Consider the following 16,558-nt stretch of genomic DNA (forward strand, 5'->3'; position numbering starts at 1 on the left):
GCAGTGGCACCCTTCGAAGCCCCGTCGGGCCGGTGACCGTCAGGTCACCGTCGCCCGACGGGGCTTCGCCGTGCCGGTGGCCAGGTCAGGGGCGGGTGCCGGCTCCGAAGCCCGTCCAGCGCAGCTCGTCCGGGAGATGGCCCATGTCGTTGTAGAGCAGCACCGTCGGTGCGTCGCCGTCCCGGTACTCGATCACGGTGAGCGCCGCGTTCCCGCAGTTCAACCCGAGCCACCGGACCGGCGGCGCACCCAGGGCGTCCCGGACCAGCCAGGCCACCTGGTAGGCGTGGGTGACCAGCACCTCGTGCGTCTCGGTCTCCGCCGGGCGGGCGAACCTGGCGGTCAGGGCCTCGGCGGCGCGGCGCGACTGCTCCGCCTCCTCGGCGCCGTAGCCGTCGAAGAACGCCGCCCAGGGCGCCGGCACGTCCTCCGGGACGTAGGGGACGTGGTCGACCAGCTCCGGCGCCTCGCGGACGGCGGCCTCCGGCAGGCAGGTCCCGACGATCCGGGCGCAGTGCGCCGCCCTGGGCAGCGGCGAGTGCCAGACCGTGTCGATCGGCAACCGGGCCAGCCGCCTGCCGACCAGCTCCGACTGCCGCTCGCCGAGCTCGGTGAGGGCGCCGAACGGGTCGGCCGCCCCGTGTCGTACGAGGTGAACGTGCCGGGTGGGCATGGCTGATCTCCTGTCAGTGGTGGGGACTGGCCGGGTGGTTCCGCGCTCCGCTGCTTCAGCCGTCCGGTGGTCCGGAGGCGGTACGGCGCAGCACTGCGTGGGCGGCGGCGAGGCGTGCGGCCTCGTCGCGGGCGGAGTGGTCGCCGGAGAACTCGTCGGCCCAGGCGAGCAGCCGGTCGAGCTGCTCGGCGGTGGCGTCGGTGACGGTGCCGGGGTGGCCGAGGACCACCTCGCCGCTGCTGCCGTCGATGGTGACCAGCGTGCCCTCCGGGAGGGTGCGTCCGCCGATCGTCACGGTGGGGGTGGTGGCCGGGTCGGTGGCGGGGGCGGCGGGGGCGGCGGGGGCGGTGGGGGTGGCGGCCGGGCCGTGGACGGTGAGGCCGGCGACGCCCACGACGGCCGGTCTCCCCATGGCCCGGGCGACGACCGCGGCGTGGCTGGCCGGCCCGCCGCGCGCGGTGACGATCCCGACGGCGGCGGCCAGGCCGTGCAGGTCGGCCGGGGAGGTCTCCGGGCGCACCAGGACGACCGGCCCGGACCGTGCCGCGCGCACCGCGCCGTCCGCCGTGGTGACGATCCGGCCGGTGGCCACGCCGGGGCAGGCGCCGATGCCCCGGGCGAGCAGGTCGGCCCCGGCGGCGGTGGCGATGCGCGGCGTGCGCACCTGCCGGAGGTGGACCGGCGAGACCCGGAGCAGCGCCTCGTCCCGTCCGACGATCCCCTGATCGACGAGCTCGGTGGCGACCCGGACCGCCGCACCGCCCGTGAACCGGCCGGGCCGTACCTGGAGAAGCCACAACTCGCCCGACTGATAGGTGAATTCGACGTAGCAGGCGTCGCGGTAGTGGCGCTCGATCCGGCGCAGCGCGTCGAGCAGCCCGGCCCACACCGCCGGCTCCCGCCCGGCGAGCTCGGCCAGCGGCCGGGTCGTCGTCCGGCCGGAGACCACCGCCTCTCCCTGACGGCCGAACAGCACCTCGCCGTACGGCCGGTTCACACCGGAGTTGGGGTCGCGGCTGAACGCGACCCCGCTGCCGCTGTGGTCGTCACGGTTGCCGAAGACCATCCGCTGGACGATCACGGCCGTGCCCGGGTCGTCCGGTATGCCGTTCAACTCGCGGTAGGTGCGGGCGCGTTGGGACTCCCAGGAGGCGAAGACCGCCTCGATCGCCCGGGTGAGCTGCCGGCCGGCCTCGTCCGGGGCGAGCTCCGTGGCCGGGGTCGTGGCTGAGGGAGCGGCCGGATGGGGGGCCGGGTCGGGAGCCGCTTCCGTGGTCGCGGCGGCGAAGCTCCTCAGGAACTCCTGCCGCGCCGCCAGGGCGAACGGCCGGTCACCGGTCTCGACGGCCAGGCCCTCGGTGGCGCCGGTGGTGAGGCCGAGGTTGAGCACCGTGCTCATCATGCCGGGCATCGACACCCCGGCCCCGGAGCGGACGGCCACCGCCAGCGGCCGGTGCGGCCCGCCGAAGGTCCGCCCGGTGGAGCATTCGAGCTCGGCCACGGCCGTCGCCAGCTCCCGGTCGAGCCCGTCGGGCAGCCGCCCGTCCCGGAGGTAGGCGCGGCAGGCCTCCGAGCGGATGACGAACCCGGCCGGCACCGGCAGGCCCAGGCGGTGCAGCTCGACCAGGCCGGCCGCCTTGCCGCCCAGCGTCGCGGCCGTCCCCTCCGTCCGGGCCGAGAGGGTGCGGATCCACCGCGTCACCACCGCTCCAGTCCGAGCGTCGCCAGCAGGTCCTCGTGCAGCTCCGCCCAGACGGCGTGGTAGGACGCGGTGTGGTCGGCCACGTACGCCAACTCACCGCCGGAGGTGGCCCGTTCGAGGGCTCCGGCGAGGCGGACCCGGTAGCGGCCGAACCGGGGGAGTGAGGCCGCCAGCTCCTCGCAGACCGCTGCGGCGCGTCGGTCGAGGTCGGCGAACCGGGCGAGCACCCGGGAGTCGTAGCCGGGATCGCCGTGGTCGTTGACGGTCATCACGCCGTCCACGGACCGGAGTTGCCAGGCCGTGCAGAGGTCGAGCAGCTCGGGGTTGAGGACCATGAACTGCCGGTACGCCGCCGCCACCCGCTCGCGGGCCCCGGCCGACTCCAGCTCCGCGCCGATCCGCCGGGCGTCCGCCGCGCGCCCGGCATCCGTGAGGCTCCAGACCGGCATCTCGGCGGACAGGCGGGTGACCAGGCCGGCCGCCCCGAGGTCGATGAGTTCGGACTCGGCGTCGGACTCGTCGAGCCCCGTGATCGCGCCGAGCCGGGCGACGCCGACGGAGCCGGCGCAGCGCAGGGCGTGCAGGACCAGCAGGGCGGTGTCCGGGGCCCGGGCTTCGGGTCGGGTCATCGTGCGCTCCTTCCGAGGGGTGCGGGGTGTCGTGTCGCGGGTCGGCCGGTCGGCCCGGGTGCCGCCGTCGCCGTCCGCGCCACTCCCATGGTCACGGCATTCGGATGTCGTCATCATCCGAATGCCGGTTGTATCATGACACGCCATGAGCCGAAAGGGGCCACCATGGCGAGACTGACCCGGGCCGAGCAGCAGCAGCGGACCCGCGCGGCGGTGCTGGTCGCGGCCCGGCAGGAGTTCGCCGAGTCCGGCTACGTCGAGGCCAAGGTCGACCGGATCGCCGAACGGGCCGAGCTGACCAGGGGGGCGGTCTACTCCAACTTCACCGGCAAGCGCGCGCTCTACCTCGCGGTGCTGGTCGACGCCGCCGAACGGGCCCGGGGCGCCGCAGAACCCCCGGCGGGCCCGCCCGCCTCCGCCGGTCAGGCGCTCGGCGCCTTCGCCCGGGTCTGGCTCGAACGGCTGCCCTTCCTCGGCGACACCCCGGGGAGCGGCCACCTGCAGCTGCGCTCGCTCTCCGGGGTGCTCGGTACCGAACCGGCACGGACCGCGCTCGCCGAACTCGCCCGGTTCGAGGCCCTGTTGCTCGGGCTGGCCCTCTCGTCAGGTCCCGTTGCGCAGGCGCCTCCCGCCCTGTCCGGGACCGTACGGCGCGCCGGGTTGGCGCTGACCCTGCTGCACGGTGCAGCCGCCGTCGCGGAGAACGCCCCCGGCGTCGGCGACCCCTTCGACCTGGCACGCGCCGCCGAGCACCTCGCCGGCACCGCCCTCGGCGAGGACCCCGAGCCCCCGCACCTGGCCTACGTCGCCCCCGCGCGTCCGGTCGAGGCCCCGTGGTCGCCGCCGGGCGGACTGCGAGACGAGATCACCGGCGGCCCGGTCGGCCTCGCCGACGACGGGGTGGTCGTCGTGCTCGGTGCGGGCCGGTTGTCGGCGGCCGGTGACGTGCTGCACGCGGCGGACCGGGCCGACCGCCTGACCGTCGTCGTGGTCACCGGTGATCCCGACGAGACCGGCCGGCTGGCCCGGCTCCGGATCGTGGACCTCGTCGGCTGCCTGCGGCGGGTCTTCCCGCCGGACCGGCTGCCCAGGCTACGCGTCGTCCTCGACGACACCGGTGCCGTCCCAGCGGCCCTCGCCCACCTTTCGCTCGGTGACGCCGACCCCGCTCCCGACGTCGACCTCACCGAGACCGCCGTCCGGGTCCGCGACGGACTGGTCACGGCCCACGCCACCGGCCGGGGCGCAGGCCATGCCGCCGCCCGTCACCGTTCCGACCGCACCGCCGACCGGAGCGAGCCGGCCTGAATCGCGTCAGTGCGTCAACTCACGAGCAGAATCGGCGAGTTGGTGAATCTGAAATGCCGTTCCGCACTGCGGCCGGGTGTGCCGCGAACGCGGCGGCGAGGGTCGCGCGGCTCTAGGGTGCCGAGGTGCTCTGGGCGGTCTCGATGTTCTCGTGCAGGTCGTGGGTGGCCTCGGCGGTCGCGGTGGTGGTGGCCAGGAGGCAGAGCAGCAGTGCCGCACCGGCCCTCCGGGCCGGTCGGGGTGCGGGGGCCGGAGGGCGGAGGAGGGCCCGCATGCGCAGGGGCACCGGGCCGGCGGTGGCGGTGAGCGCGGTGGCGGGGCGGAGGGCCGAGGGCACGGCGGCGAGGGCGGCCGTGCCGATGGCCCTGGCGGTCAGCCGACGGTCTCCGACGGTGGCTGCTGCGGTCTCGTCGGCCCACCGCTCGGTCTGGAAGGTGAGGGGTGCGCGCAGTCGGCGCAGGGCCGGGTGGAGGCAGGCCGCCAGGTCGGCGGTGAGGGTCAGCAGGTGATGCCGCCCGGCGAGGTGCGCGCGCTCGTGGGCGAGCAGGACGGCCTGCTCCTCGGCGGAGAGCGCCCGGAGCATGCCGGAAGTCACGACCACGAGCCCGGGGCGGCCGGGCAGGGCGAAGGCGTCGGCCCGGTCGCTCGGCAGGACGACCAGGTCGCCCGTGCGCCGGGCCGAGCGGAGCTCGCTGTGCAGGGGGCCAGGGGAGTGGCGGCGGAGGGTCCGTACGGCGGCGGTCCCGGCCACGGCGCAGCCCGGCAGGGCCGCCCAGCCGAGGGCGACGGTGACGGGCCCGTCCGGGAGCAGGGGCGGGGAGAAGTGGCCGAGCGCGGCGAGGAAGGGCAGGTGGAGCAGCGCGGTCGTGGCGAGCAGGCCGAGCGCGGCGGTCGACAGGGCGGCGGCGAGCGCGCCCGTGGCGGTCAGCAGCAGGGCGGCGGCGCGCGGCGCAAGGAGTGCGGCCAGGCGTTCGGCGAGTGGCGAGACGAGCCACGGCGCCAGCAGGGGGGCCCAGATCGCCCAGGTCATCGTGGCTCCTGCGGATCGGCGGAGGCGGCGAGGAGAGTGCGGACGAGGTCTTCGTCGTCGGGGCTGAGCTGGGAGATGAAGCGGGCCAGCGTGCCCGTGCGGTCCGTGCCCCGGTCGAGCTCGGTGTGCATCCGGCGGGCGGACAGCGCGGCGAGGTCCTCGACGGCGGGCCGGTAGGCGAACGCGCGGCCCTGGCGGGCGCGGTGCACGGTGCCCTTCTCGTGCAGCCGCGCGAGGATCGTGGCGACGGTGGTGCGGGCCAGCCCGGCCGGGAGGGTGCGGTGCAGTTCGGCTGGGGTCAGTGGGCGCCCGGCTGCCCACAGGGCGGCGAGGACCGCCGCTTCCAGCTCGCCCGCCGGACGTCGCGTCGCATCGTTCACCGGACTCCTCGCCTCCCTGTGACTGCTTCGGTGTGGACCACGATCGGTGTCCAGGGGCCGGCTCCCGGACAGGGTCGGGCAGGCGTCGTCGGAGTGCGCGCCCCGCCGACTCCTCGGCGGTCGCCGGTGCTCCGCGTGGACTCTCCTCCGGCTTCCGGCTGGGAGGTGCCCCCTCCACGGTGCCGAGGTGCGTGCGCTCCTTGCCCGCCGACGGGCAGGAGGGGCCCGGCGCCGCCGTTCGCCGAACCGGCCGCGCCGGGGAGGCGGTCCCCGGGCCCGACCTCCGGCGGCGTGGCCCGGGACAGGGGTGCGCCCGGGGTGAGCAGCGGGAGCAGCAGGGCGAGCCAGAGCGCGGCGAGCAGCCAGCCGCCGAGGACGTCGGCGGGCCAGTGGACCCCCAGGTAGATCCGGGTCAGGCCGACGGCGACCGCGCTCGTGCCCACCGCCGCCACGGCTGCCGCCGTCGGGAGGCCGCGGCCGGTGCGCCGGAGTGCCCACATCAGCAGCCCGGCGGCGACGGCGGAGGTGAAGGCGTGTCCGGAGGGGTAGGCGTGGCCGCTGGGGGACGCGGCGATCCAGTCCGCGACCGGTGGCCTGGGCCGGGCGAACAGGAGCATCAGGCCGTGCCGGACCGCCTGACCGAGCGCGAGGACGACCAGCGGCGCGAGGGCGGTGGCGAGCACGTCCCGGCGGCCGGCGGTGGTCGGCCGGTGGCGGGCCAGGAGCAGGCCGGCCGTCAGTGCGGCCAGGTAGGGCGGGGCGCCGGTGCCGAGGAAGGTGACGGCTGCGGCGGCGTGCACCGCCCAGGCGGGGCGGTGTCCGGTCACCCAGTGGTGGATCCGGGCCTCCCCGGCGAACGGGGCGAAGCCGTGCACGGCGAGCAGGACGGTCAGCGCGGCGAACAGCGTCGACGCGACCAGCACGGCGGCCGAGGGGCGCAGTCGGCGCGGGATGCCGCTCATGCGCTCACCAGGGGCCGTAGCCGTCCGGAGCGCAGCACGGCCACCAGCGGTGCGGCGAGCAGGGCGGCCCTGGCCATCAGCCCACCGAGGACGAGGCCCAGCAGGGCGCCGGCGAGGACGTCGTGGGGGTAGTGCACGCCGACCAGGACTCGGGAGGCTCCCATCGCCACGGCGGCCAGGGCCGCGATGGCGCCGAGTCGGCGGTCGTAGCGCCACAGGACGGCGGCGGCGGCGAAGGCGATCACCGTGTGGTTGCTGGGCATCGACCAGTCCCCGGCGGCGGGGCAGGCTTCGAGGGTCGCCCCGGCGGGCAGCACCTGGCAGGGCCGTGGTTCGCGCAGCACCGACTTCAGTGCGGTGTCGAGGGCGAAGGCGGCCACCACGATGACCGGTGCGGCGAGCGCGACGGCCATCACCGGCTCGGCGGCCCGGCGGGCCCGCCACCAGCCGGCCAGCATCAGGGCGGCGAACACCGCGAGTCCGTAGGCCGACCAGGTGGCCACGGCCTCGCCGACCGCGTACGGGGCGCGGTGCGCGAGCGCGGTGACGTCGAGGTAGAGGGGCCCGTCGATCCGCGAGCCGTCCAGGGCGAGCACGGTGCGGGTCATCGGGCACCGGCCTTCGCGGTCTTGCGCGAGCGGAGCAGCTCCAGGGCGAGCGGCGCGAGGGAGACGATCACGATGGCGGCGACGATCGGCAGGAGGTAGCGGTCGACATTGGGGACGGAGGAGCCGAGCGCGTATCCGGCCAGCACGAGTCCGACCGTCCACAGCAGTCCGCCGGCCGTCTGCCAGATCGCGAAGGTGCGGGCGGGGACGCCGAGGGCGCCGGCCAGCGGGTTGAGGACGGTGCGCACGATCGGGATGAACCGGGCCAGCACCACGGCCTTGGCGTGGCCGTAGCGGTTCAGCAGGTCCTCGGCGCGCTGCGCGCCTTCGTGCAGCCGCTTGTTGCCGGAGCGGGCCAGCAGGGCCCGGCCGCCGCGGCGGCCGATCAGGTAGCCGGTCTGCGCGCCGGCCAGGGCGCCGGCCACGGCGGCGAGCAGGACCTGCGGCAGGGACAGGTGGACGGTGGTGGTGGCGCCGGGCACGGACAGCAGGCCGGCGGTGAACAGCAGGGAGTCGCCGGGGAGGAAGAAGCCGACCAGCAGGCCGGTCTCGGCGAACAGCACCACGGCGATGCCCAGGGCGCCGAAGGCGGCCAGCAGCGAGCTCGCGTCCAGGACGTTCACGGCCAGGAAGTGGGCAGGGTCGGGCATGGGCACGCGCCTCTCCTCGGGGGCGGCGCTGCCGTCCACGGTTGTCTACATCAATGTAGACACAAATCCCGTGCGCAGGCCAACCCCTCCCGCGACCGGCGAGCCGCCCACCGCTGGGAACCGGGCACCGTTGGGCCCTCGCACCCGCTGCCCGTAAGGTTCGGACAGGCACACCCAACCGACCGCCCCGGATCACGCGGGCGACCCGAGGAGCAGGACGGAGCGGCATGGAGCACGAGAGCCCGGAGGCCAGACGCCCGCACGGCGAACTCGTCTCCGACGTGATGGCCGTCCTGTGGGCCGCCGACTCCCCGATGACGCCCCAGCAGGTCAACGCCGCACTCGAACGCGACCTGGCCCGCACCACCGTGGCCACCATCCTCATCCGCCTGCACGAGAAGGGCACTCTGACCCGGGTCCGCTCCGGCCGCGGCTACGCCTACGCGGCGGCCGACGACGCCGCCGGCCTCGTGGCCGGCCGGATGCGCCGCGAGCTCGACACCGGAGCCGACCGCGACCTCGTCCTCCAGCGCTTCGTCTCCTCTCTCTCCGAGGGTGACGAGGACGTCCTGCGCCGCCTCCTCCGGCAGGCTGAGGACCCCGGGGCGGAGGGATCGTGACCTGGGTCCTGCTGCTGGTCACCGCGGCGCTGACGTTCCCGTGGGCCGCCGCCGGCGCGGCCCGCCGACTGGCCGACCGCCTGCCGCCGAAGGAGGCCTGCGCGGCGATCGTCTCGACGGCCGTGCTGGGCGCCGGCGGCACCGGCGCGGCCCTGTTCGGCCTCGCCCACGTCCCCTTCCTGGCCGGCCTGGAACAGCTCCCGCTCGCCCAGGTCGCCACCGAGTGGCCCGCCGCCCTGCCGGTCGCCGCCCTCGCCACAGCCGTCATGGCCACCCAGCTCGTCCTGGTGGTCCGCCGCTGGTGCGAGCACCGCTCCCTGCTGGCCGCCGCCTGGGCCGAGGCCGCCGACGCCGAAGCCGACGGCGACCTGCTCGTCCTGCCAGGAGAGACCCCCGACGCCTTCGCCCTGCCCGGTCGACACCGCCGCCCCGGGGCCATCGTCGTCACCACAGCCATGCTCCGGACCCTCGGCGAGCGCGAGCGCGAGGTCCTCCTCGCCCACGAGCGCGCCCACCTGACCGGCCACCACCACCTGCTCTCCGTCACCACCTACCTGGCCGCCGCCGTCCACCCCGCCCTGCGCTCCCTGCGCCCGGCGCTCGACTTCCACCTGGAGCGCTGGGCGGACGAATCCGCCGCCCGAGAGGTCGGCAACCGCCGCCTCGCCGCAGCGGCCATCGCCCGCGCCGCCCTGGCCGCAAGCACGGCCGGACCCCGGCGCGGCCCGCTGCTCGCGGTGAACACCGGCCCGGTCCCGCAGCGCGTCGAAGCCCTCCTCGGCCCGGTGCCCGTGCGGCCCGAGGCCGCCTCCGCCCGTGCCGCCGCCCTCGGTCTCGTCCTGGGAGTGGTCACCTGCGCCGTCGCGGCGGTCGCCATCGCCTACGGCCTCCACGAGTACGTCGAACTCGCCGCCGAAGGCCTCCGGGCCCGCTGACCGGCCACGACTGACGACATCGATGTAGACCAAAGCGGCGGTGCCGGGTACGGTGAGGCTTGGTTCATTTCGCGTGCCCGTCGCCGAGCGAGCCGCCAGCGCACGGCCGTCACCGGCCGGGCCCCGAACGCACACCGCCGTGCCGCCGGTGCACGGCGTTGCGGTCCCCCGGTCGGACCGGGCGTCGCACTCGCCGGATGGGAAGCGGTGTGTACGAGAGGGGCAAGGGCTCGCAGACCTCGGAGCAGGTCGTCGACCTGCTCGCCGCCGCTGCGCAGGCCGCCGACGGCCTCCTCGCGGACCTGCTCGCCGACCACCTCGGCGACCGGACGCTCGGCGGCCCGGTGCACCGGGACATCCTCCGGGTCCTCGCGGAGCACGGACCGCACGCCCGGCCGGATCTTGCAGCGCGGACCGGCGTCACGCCGGAGGCGGCGGAAGCAGCGGTCGACGACCTGCTGGCGGAGGACCTGGTCAGCTCGATGACCGTCCACGTCGGCGGACGCCGGGAGCTGGTGCTGATCGCCCCGTCCGGACAGGCGGCGCTCGACTGCCTGGAGAGTGCACCCGGCCGCACCGAGGAGATCCTGCTCGCCTCCCTCACCCGGGGCGAGCGCGGCCAACTGGCCTACCTGCTGCGCCGGGTGTGCGCCTCGGCCCAGGCGCACCGGACCGCCGGAGCCCGGTAGGGGCGTCCAGTGCGGGCGGTCTCGGGGTGTCTGCGGTTCGGAGGCGGCCCGGTGCGACTGCACCGCTGCCCCCAGGGTCCACCGGGCCGGATCGTGCTGCCCGCCGCCGGGCGGTCCGACCGGCAGGAGTCAGGGCCCCGCCGTCGGCGTGCCGAAGTCGACGGTCAGGTCCGCGTGCGCGGCGAGGTCGAGGTCGTGGGTGACGAGGACGACCGCGAGTCCGCGCGCCGCGCGCAGCTCAGCCAGCAGGGCCATGACGCCGTCGGCCGTCGCGGTGTCGAGGGCAGAGGTGACTTCGTCGCAGAGCAGGACGGCGGGGTCGGCGGCCAACGCCCTTGCGATGGAGACCCGTTGGCGCTGTCCGCCGGAGAGCTCGTGCGGGTGGCGGCGGGCGAGGTCGGCCGACAGGCCGACCGCGCCGAGGAGTTCGGCGACCCGCGCGGGGTGCTGCTCGCGGGGGGCGGTGCGGTGGAGGGTGAGCGGGCGGGCGAGGGTGGCGGCGACGGTGCGGGCGGGGTTGAGCGCGCCGAGCGGGTTCTGCGGGACGAGTTGGAGGCGGCGCAGCTGCTCGCGGGTGCGGGTGCGGTGGGTGCCGGTGAGCGGGCTGCCGTCGAGGGTGAGGGTGCCGCCGGTGGCCGGGTGGAGGCCGGCGAGGGTGCGCAGCAGGGTGGTCTTCCCGCAGCCGGAGGGCCCGGTGATCGCGGTCAGGGCGCCGGCCCGCACATCGAGGTCGACGCCGGTGAGGACCTGGCGGCGGGAGCGGCCGGTGCCGACGTGTGCGGTGAGCGAACGGGCCGTCAGGACCGCTGTACCGAGCGGCACTTCGGCCGCCGTGGGCTCGGCCCCCCGCTGGGCCGGGACGGCCGCCGGGCGCGGTGCGGCGGGGGAGTGCAGGGTGTGGACGGTGTCGGCGCAGCGGGCGACGAAGGCGGGGTCGTGGCTGGTGAGCACGACGGTGGCGCCGTCGTCGTGGGCGAGGGTGCGCAGCAGGTCGGCGATCTCGTCACGCAGGGCGGTGTCCAGCCCGGCGGTGGGCTCGTCCAGCAGCAGGAGTTCGGGGCCGCGGGCGAGCGCGCGGGCGAGGGCGACGCGGCGCTGCTGGCCGCCGGACAGTTCGGCGGGGCGGCGACGTTCGATCCGCTGGTCGGTGGGCAGGCGCACCTGCGTCAGCAGGCGGTGGAGGGTGGCGGCGGACCGGTCGGTGGCGGTCTCGGTGATCAGGCGCCCGGCCCGCATCCGGGGGTTGAGGCCGGAGCCCGGGTCCTGGCCGAGGTAGGCGAGGCGGTGGCGGCGCAGGTGGCGCAGCGGGCCGGGGGCGAGGGCCAGCACGTCCTCGCCGAGGACGTCGAGTCGGCCGGTCGTCACGGCGCCTGCGGGGAGGGCCCCGGCGAGGGCGCGCAGCAGGGTGGTCTTGCCGGAGCCGGACGGGCCGGTGACGGCGTGCACGCGGCCGGGCTCCAGGGCGAGGGTGGTGTGGTGGAGGAGCACGGTGGTGTCGGCGAGGGCGACGGTGAATCCGCCGACCCGGACGGCGACCGTGGTGGTGGTCTTCACAGGGAGGTCTCCGGGACAGGCCGGGCGGGCGCGAGGGCGTCGGCGGCGAGGTTGACGCTGACCGCGAGCAGGCCGATGGCCAGGCACGGTGCGGCCACCGCCCAGGGGTTGAGCATGATGCCGGGGGCGTTCTCGCGGATCATCAACGCCCAGTCCGCAGCCGGGGGTTGGGGGCCGAGCTGGAGGAAGGCGGCGATCGAGACGACGTAGACGCCCTCGACGAAGCGCAGGCCGAACAGGGCGAGCAGGGTGGCGCGCAGATTGGGCAGCACCTCGCGGGCCAGCAGGTGCCACAGGTGCTCGCCGGAGGCGGCGGCCGTCTCCAGGTAGCCGGTGGCCGCGATGGGGGAGGCCGCGGCGGCGACGACGCGCACCGCGTAGGGGATGCCGAGGACGGTGGCCGCCGCGCCGACGGCCAGCCGTCCGCCGCCGGGCCAGGCCAGGGCGATGAGCATGATGCCGAGGACGGCGGGCAGCAGGATGGCGAGGTCGGCGGCGCGCTCCAGCCACCGACCCAGGCGTGGGCGCAGGGCGGCGAGGATGCCGAGCACGGTGGCGCTGCCGGTGACCAGGATGGCGATGGCCAAGGCGGTGGCGATCAGCGGGGCGCCGCCGGCGAGCAGGCGGCTGAGCACGTCGCGGCCCAGCAGGTCGCCGCCGAGGGCGGCGGAGGCGTCGGGGGTGCCGTACGGCAGGGTGACCGGGGCGTCGATCGCCTCGGGCGCGAGCCAGGGGCCGGTGACGGCGGTCAGGACGAGCAGCGGCGCGGGCACCGAGCGGGTCAAGGCCCTTGCGCGGGAAGCACGTTGACCTGTGGTGGGAGTGGTGCTCATCGGCGGGCTCCCAGGACGCGGTCGCGGATCAGGTCGGCGAGCAGCAGCAGGACGCTGATGGCGGCTCCGGCGGCGGCGACCACTCCGGCGACCAGCGGGGTGTCGCGGTCGGCGATGGCGGTGGCCAGGACGGAGCCGATGCCGGGGTAGTTGAACAGGGTCTCGACGACGACGGCTCCGCCCAGCAGCATGCCGGCCGAGGTGGCGGTGGAGACGGCGACGGCGGGCAGCGCGCCCGGCAGCATGTGGTGGGTCAGGACGCGCCGCCGGGGCAGGCCGTCGAGGATCGCGGCCTGGACGTGGGGCAGGGTGGCCTGGTCGGCGAGCGCGCCGCGCACGATCCGGGTGTTCCAGCCGATCTGAGGGATGGTCAGCGCCAGCACGGGCAGCACCAGCATGTCCCAGGAGGCGGGTGCGCCGTCGGGTCCGGTGAGGGTGACGGCGGGCAGCCAGCCGGTCCACTGGGACAGCACCAGGAGCAGGGCGACGGAGACGACGAACTCGGGCAGGGCGAACGCGGCGGTGGCGACCACCGCGATGGCGCGGTCCAGCCGTCCGCCCGGGCGGAGCGCGGCCCGACTGCCCAGCCCGAGCGCGCCGGTGACGCTCAGGACGAGGGCGAGGACGCCGAGCAGCAGGGTGTTGGGGAAGGGGCCGGCCAGGACCTCGGTGACCTTCAGGCCCCGGGCGGTGGTGCCCAGGTGACCGGTGGGCAGGCCGGTCATCCAGGCCAGGAAGCGGGTGTGCAGGGGCTGGTCGAGACCGAGGGCGGTGCGGCGGGCGGCGAGGTCGGCGGCGCTCTCCCCGCGCTCGGACACGGAGCCGGCCGCGTCCCCGGGCAGCACCTCGACCGCGGCGAACACGGCGGCGAGCAGCAGCACGAGCAGCAACAGGCGCCGGGCGGCGAGGGCCGCGGCCCGGCCCGCACCGGGGAGGATACGGGCCGGGCCGGACGGTGCCTCCGGCGTGGCGCCGTCGGCGGGAGCCGGCCGGCTCAACGGGCCAGCCAGGTCTTCTCCAGCTGCACCCGGCCGTAGCCGGGGAGCGTGGGCAGGCCCCGCACGGCCGCGCCGGCCAGGTCGATGCCGTCGGCCATGCCCCACAGCAGGTAGCCGGACCTGGCGTGCTCGATCTCCTGGAGCCGGTGCAGCGCCTTCGCCCGGGCGGCCTGGTCGGCGGCGCCGACGGCCTCGCGGTAGGCCTCGTCGAAGGCGGGGTCCTTGAACGCGGCCTCGTTCTGCCCGGCTTCGGAGAGCAGGGTCTTGGAGGCGAAGAACAGGACGGAGTCGTTGGTGCCCCAATAGGTGGTGTAGAGCGGGGCCTTGAGCCAGCTCTCGTCCCAGAAGACCTTCGAGTCCTGCTTGACGACGTTGATCCGCACCCCAGCCTCGCGGGCCTGGGTGGCGAACAGCGTGGCCGACTCCGCCAGGCCCGGGATGTCCTCGGTGGTGAGCAGGTCGTACGCCTTGGCGGTGTCGAACCCGGCCTCGGCGAGCAGTGCCTTGGCCCTGGCGAGGTCGCGCTCGCGCTGGGGCAGGTCCTTGGCGAAGGCCGGGTCGCCGGTGCCCATGACGTCGTTGGCGACGGTGCCGTAGCCGGAGAGCACCTGCTTGACCATCGCCTCGCGGTCCACCGCCAGCCGCAGCGCCTCGCGGACCCTCGGGTCGGCGAACGGGCCGTCGGCGGTGCGCATCACGATCGGCATCGACATGTCGTCGGGGCGGCGCAGGATCTGAACGTCCTTGCGGGCTTCGGCAGTTCGGGCGGCGACGGCGCCGACGTTGGAGGCCACGTCGATCTGTCCGGCGAGCAGCGCGTTGGCCATCGCCTGCGGACTCTCGAAGATCCGCACCTCGATGGCGTCCAGCGGGACCTTGCCGCCGTACCAGTCGTCGTTGCGCACCAGGCGGGCGTTGCCGTCGCGGAACCAGTCGAGCTTGAACGGACCGGTGCCGGGGGCGCCGGCGATGGCGTCGTCGCCGGTGCCCTTCTTGACGACGAAGGTGGTCAGGCGGGTCAGCAGCGGCAGATCGGCGTTGGCGTAGTCGGAGACCAGGACGACCGTCCGGGGGCCGTCGGCGGTGATGCCCTCGGGCTGGATGCCGGGCAGGCGGCTCTTGCCGGCCGGGGTGGCGCGCAGGCGCTTCAGGGAGAAGACCACGTCCTCGGCGGTGACGGGGGTGCCGTCGTGGAACTTCGCGCCCTCGGCGATGGTGAAGCGCCAGGTCTTCAGGTCCTCGGACGGCTTCCAACCCGCGGCCAGGCGCGGGGCGGTGTTGGCCGTCCGGCCCGGCACCGCGAGGGTGTCGTAGACCAGGCTGAGGATCAGGTAGTCGCTCTCGTTGGCCTGGGTGCCGTGCGGATCGCGGGCGACCGAGCCGGCCTTGCCCAGCGCGCCGACCTTCAACGTCCCACCGCTGCGCGGCTGTTCGGAGGAGGAGCCGGACGGCGCGGGGGTCTCGGGGCCGGCGGCGGTGCTGCTGCAGGCGGCGAGCGCACCGGCCGCCCCGATCCCGGCACCGGCCCACAGCAGCTGTCGTCTGGTGACGCCCACAGTCGTTCCTCGTTTCACGTCGTACGTTCGGGTCGAGCGGCTTGCTTAGGTTTACCTATCCTAAGTTTTGAGCCGTCAGCAACCCGGTCGCGGCGCTTCGGCGGGCCGGGGTCGATGCCTGATGCATCGTCAAATGGCCTGCCCACAAGGCTTGTTGACTACGCAGAGCGGCGGATGGCCGCCGAGAGTGTGACTGACGACACAAATGTAGTCAGACCCCTGAGTAAGGCTTGCCTTACCAAGAGGGGGTTGTTACGTTCCTGGCTGTCCGGACGCCGAGCCGCACCGGACCCGAAGCCCCGCGCTTCCCCCGACCTCCGCACCGGGCCGCCCCGCCGCCGCGCCCGGACTCCGCCCTGCCTCCGCCCTGGAAGGTGCCACCGTGCCCACCGCCGCCGTCCCCGCCCCGGTACGCCAGCTCGAAGCCGGCCACATCGCCGAGCTCACCGCCATCGCGGCCGAACTCCTGGATATCCACGGCTCCGCCACCAGCCCCGCGCTCCTGGCCGACCTCCCCCAGGTCCGCGCCCGCCTCAGCGCCGGCCTGCACCACGTCCTGCGCCCCGTCGACACCGCCGACGGCCTGTTCGTCGTCCGCGGCCTGACCGTCGACGACGCCGAACTCGGCGCCACCCCCGGCCACTGGTCCACCGTCGGCGACGCCGGCGCCCGGTGGGACGTCGTCCTGCTGCTGGTCTCCACCCTGATGGGCACGCCCATCGCCTGGGACGGCCAGCAGGACGGACGCTTCGTCCACAACATCGTCCCCTCCCCGGGGCACGAGACCGTGCAGACCGGCGCCTCCAGCAGCGTCCTGCTCACCCCGCACACCGAGGACGCCTTCCACCCCGGCCGCGCCCACCTGCTGCTGCTGTGCTGCATGCGCAACCACGACGCCGTCGCCACCACCGCCGCCAGCATCCGGCTGGCCGAGCTCTCCGACGACGACCTCGCCCGGCTCGGCAGGCCGGCCGCCCCGATCCTGCCCGACGACGCCTACGAGGACGCCCAGCGGTTCGGCGGCAGGCCCGACCCGGTGCCCACCCTCTTCACCGCCGCCGACGGCGGTCTGACGCTGCGTTACGACCCCGCCTACACCCCGCTGGACGGCACGGACGAGGACTGGCGCGCGGCGTACGGGCGCCTGGCGGAGGAGCTCGCCCGGGTCTCCGTCGCCGTGAGCCTCGAACCCGGCGACGTCCTGGTGGTCGACAACGACATGGTCGTCCACGGCCGGGTGCCGTTCACCGCCCGCTACGACGGCACCGACCGCTGGCTCAAGCGCGCCTCCGTCCGCGTCCCCGGCCGCCGCACCCGCCCCGACGCCGAGCAGGGCGAGCACGGCTACGGCCAGGCCGCCCTCGAAGCCTGGGCCGCCTGAACCACCCGGCACCACCCCCGCCGCGCCCAACCCCCCGAAGGGACACCCCA

17 protein-coding genes are annotated in these 16,558 nt (G+C 75.6%); 5 read left to right on the top strand and 12 right to left on the bottom strand.

Features of this window, described 5'->3' with window-relative positions; all coding sequences use genetic code 11:
• Positions 1-85: 85 nt before the first annotated feature.
• The 3 genes from ACIRBX_RS14280 to ACIRBX_RS14290 are packed head-to-tail and all read right to left on the bottom strand — an operon-like array spanning position 86 to position 3,004.
• A complete protein-coding gene (locus ACIRBX_RS14280; RefSeq protein ID WP_402296518.1) occupies positions 86-673 on the bottom strand; it encodes a histidine phosphatase family protein in 588 nt (195 codons plus the stop codon).
• A gap of 55 nt (positions 674-728) precedes the next feature.
• The gene (locus ACIRBX_RS14285) at positions 729-2,375 is read right to left on the bottom strand and encodes a pyruvate, phosphate dikinase (RefSeq protein WP_402296520.1); all 1,647 of its coding nucleotides are present in this window, start codon (positions 2,373-2,375) and stop codon (positions 729-731) included.
• Complete coding sequence (locus ACIRBX_RS14290) at positions 2,372-3,004, bottom strand: transcriptional regulator (RefSeq protein WP_402296522.1); 633 nt, start codon at positions 3,002-3,004, stop codon at positions 2,372-2,374. Before ACIRBX_RS14290 ends, ACIRBX_RS14285 begins: the two co-directional genes overlap by 4 nt.
• A 165-nt stretch (positions 3,005-3,169) precedes the next feature.
• On the opposite strand from ACIRBX_RS14290, the gene ACIRBX_RS14295 reads away from it, so the two are divergent.
• Positions 3,170-4,312, top strand: coding sequence for a TetR family transcriptional regulator (locus tag ACIRBX_RS14295; protein ID WP_402296524.1), 1,143 nt, complete (start codon positions 3,170-3,172; stop codon positions 4,310-4,312).
• A 112-nt stretch (positions 4,313-4,424) separates the two neighbouring features.
• On the opposite strand, the gene ACIRBX_RS14300 is transcribed toward ACIRBX_RS14295, so the two are convergent.
• Genes ACIRBX_RS14300 through ACIRBX_RS14320 form a run of 5 tightly spaced genes read right to left on the bottom strand, consistent with a single transcriptional unit; the run spans position 4,425 to position 7,942 of the window.
• A complete protein-coding gene (locus tag ACIRBX_RS14300; RefSeq protein ID WP_402296525.1) occupies positions 4,425-5,342 on the bottom strand; it encodes a M56 family metallopeptidase in 918 nt (305 codons plus the stop codon).
• Positions 5,339-5,722 carry a BlaI/MecI/CopY family transcriptional regulator gene (locus tag ACIRBX_RS14305; RefSeq protein ID WP_402296527.1) on the bottom strand — a complete coding sequence of 128 codons (384 nt, stop codon included), beginning with the start codon at positions 5,720-5,722 and terminating at the stop codon, positions 5,339-5,341. The genes ACIRBX_RS14300 and ACIRBX_RS14305 overlap by 4 nt, the downstream gene beginning before the upstream one ends.
• Positions 5,719-6,684 carry a phosphatase PAP2 family protein gene (locus ACIRBX_RS14310; protein ID WP_402296529.1) on the bottom strand — a complete coding sequence of 322 codons (966 nt, stop codon included), beginning with the start codon at positions 6,682-6,684 and terminating at the stop codon, positions 5,719-5,721. Before ACIRBX_RS14310 ends, ACIRBX_RS14305 begins: the two co-directional genes overlap by 4 nt.
• Positions 6,681-7,292, bottom strand: coding sequence for a phosphatase PAP2 family protein (locus ACIRBX_RS14315; RefSeq protein ID WP_402296530.1), 612 nt, complete (start codon positions 7,290-7,292; stop codon positions 6,681-6,683). The genes ACIRBX_RS14310 and ACIRBX_RS14315 overlap by 4 nt, the downstream gene beginning before the upstream one ends.
• The gene (locus tag ACIRBX_RS14320; protein WP_402296532.1) at positions 7,289-7,942 is read right to left on the bottom strand and encodes a DedA family protein; all 654 of its coding nucleotides are present in this window, start codon (positions 7,940-7,942) and stop codon (positions 7,289-7,291) included. Before ACIRBX_RS14320 ends, ACIRBX_RS14315 begins: the two co-directional genes overlap by 4 nt.
• A 227-nt stretch (positions 7,943-8,169) precedes the next feature.
• Here ACIRBX_RS14320 and ACIRBX_RS14325 point away from each other — a divergent pair, with 227 nt between their 5' ends.
• From ACIRBX_RS14325 to ACIRBX_RS14335, 3 genes are all read left to right on the top strand, one after another.
• A complete protein-coding gene (locus tag ACIRBX_RS14325; protein ID WP_402296533.1) occupies positions 8,170-8,562 on the top strand; it encodes a BlaI/MecI/CopY family transcriptional regulator in 393 nt (130 codons plus the stop codon).
• Entirely contained in the window at positions 8,559-9,497 is a 939-nt protein-coding gene (locus ACIRBX_RS14330) for a M56 family metallopeptidase (protein WP_402296534.1), read from the top strand. The genes ACIRBX_RS14325 and ACIRBX_RS14330 overlap by 4 nt, the downstream gene beginning before the upstream one ends.
• Positions 9,498-9,706: 209 nt before the next feature.
• Positions 9,707-10,186 (top strand): hypothetical protein, encoded by a 480-nt coding sequence (locus ACIRBX_RS14335; protein WP_402296536.1) that lies wholly within the window; start codon positions 9,707-9,709, stop codon positions 10,184-10,186.
• Between the two features lie 129 nt (positions 10,187-10,315).
• Here the strand turns inward: ACIRBX_RS14335 and ACIRBX_RS14340 are convergent, their stop codons facing one another.
• From ACIRBX_RS14340 to ACIRBX_RS14355, 4 genes are read right to left on the bottom strand one after another with little or no spacing between them, the layout of a single operon-like run.
• Complete coding sequence (locus tag ACIRBX_RS14340; protein ID WP_402296537.1) at positions 10,316-11,740, bottom strand: ABC transporter ATP-binding protein; 1,425 nt, start codon at positions 11,738-11,740, stop codon at positions 10,316-10,318.
• Positions 11,737-12,513, bottom strand: coding sequence for an ABC transporter permease (locus tag ACIRBX_RS14345; protein WP_402296539.1), 777 nt, complete (start codon positions 12,511-12,513; stop codon positions 11,737-11,739). Before ACIRBX_RS14345 ends, ACIRBX_RS14340 begins: the two co-directional genes overlap by 4 nt.
• A gap of 56 nt (positions 12,514-12,569) precedes the next feature.
• Positions 12,570-13,571 (bottom strand): ABC transporter permease, encoded by a 1,002-nt coding sequence (locus tag ACIRBX_RS14350; RefSeq protein WP_402296541.1) that lies wholly within the window; start codon positions 13,569-13,571, stop codon positions 12,570-12,572.
• The gene (locus tag ACIRBX_RS14355; RefSeq protein WP_402296542.1) at positions 13,568-15,127 is read right to left on the bottom strand and encodes an ABC transporter substrate-binding protein; all 1,560 of its coding nucleotides are present in this window, start codon (positions 15,125-15,127) and stop codon (positions 13,568-13,570) included. Before ACIRBX_RS14355 ends, ACIRBX_RS14350 begins: the two co-directional genes overlap by 4 nt.
• 382 nt (positions 15,128-15,509) lie before the next feature.
• Here ACIRBX_RS14355 and ACIRBX_RS14360 point away from each other — a divergent pair, with 382 nt between their 5' ends.
• Complete coding sequence (locus tag ACIRBX_RS14360) at positions 15,510-16,508, top strand: TauD/TfdA family dioxygenase (protein WP_402296543.1); 999 nt, start codon at positions 15,510-15,512, stop codon at positions 16,506-16,508.
• Positions 16,509-16,558 lie beyond the last annotated feature (50 nt).

Origin of the sequence: Kitasatospora sp. NPDC096147, from assembly GCF_044763225.1 — a bacterium.
Lineage (GTDB): Bacteria > Actinomycetota > Actinomycetes > Streptomycetales > Streptomycetaceae > Kitasatospora.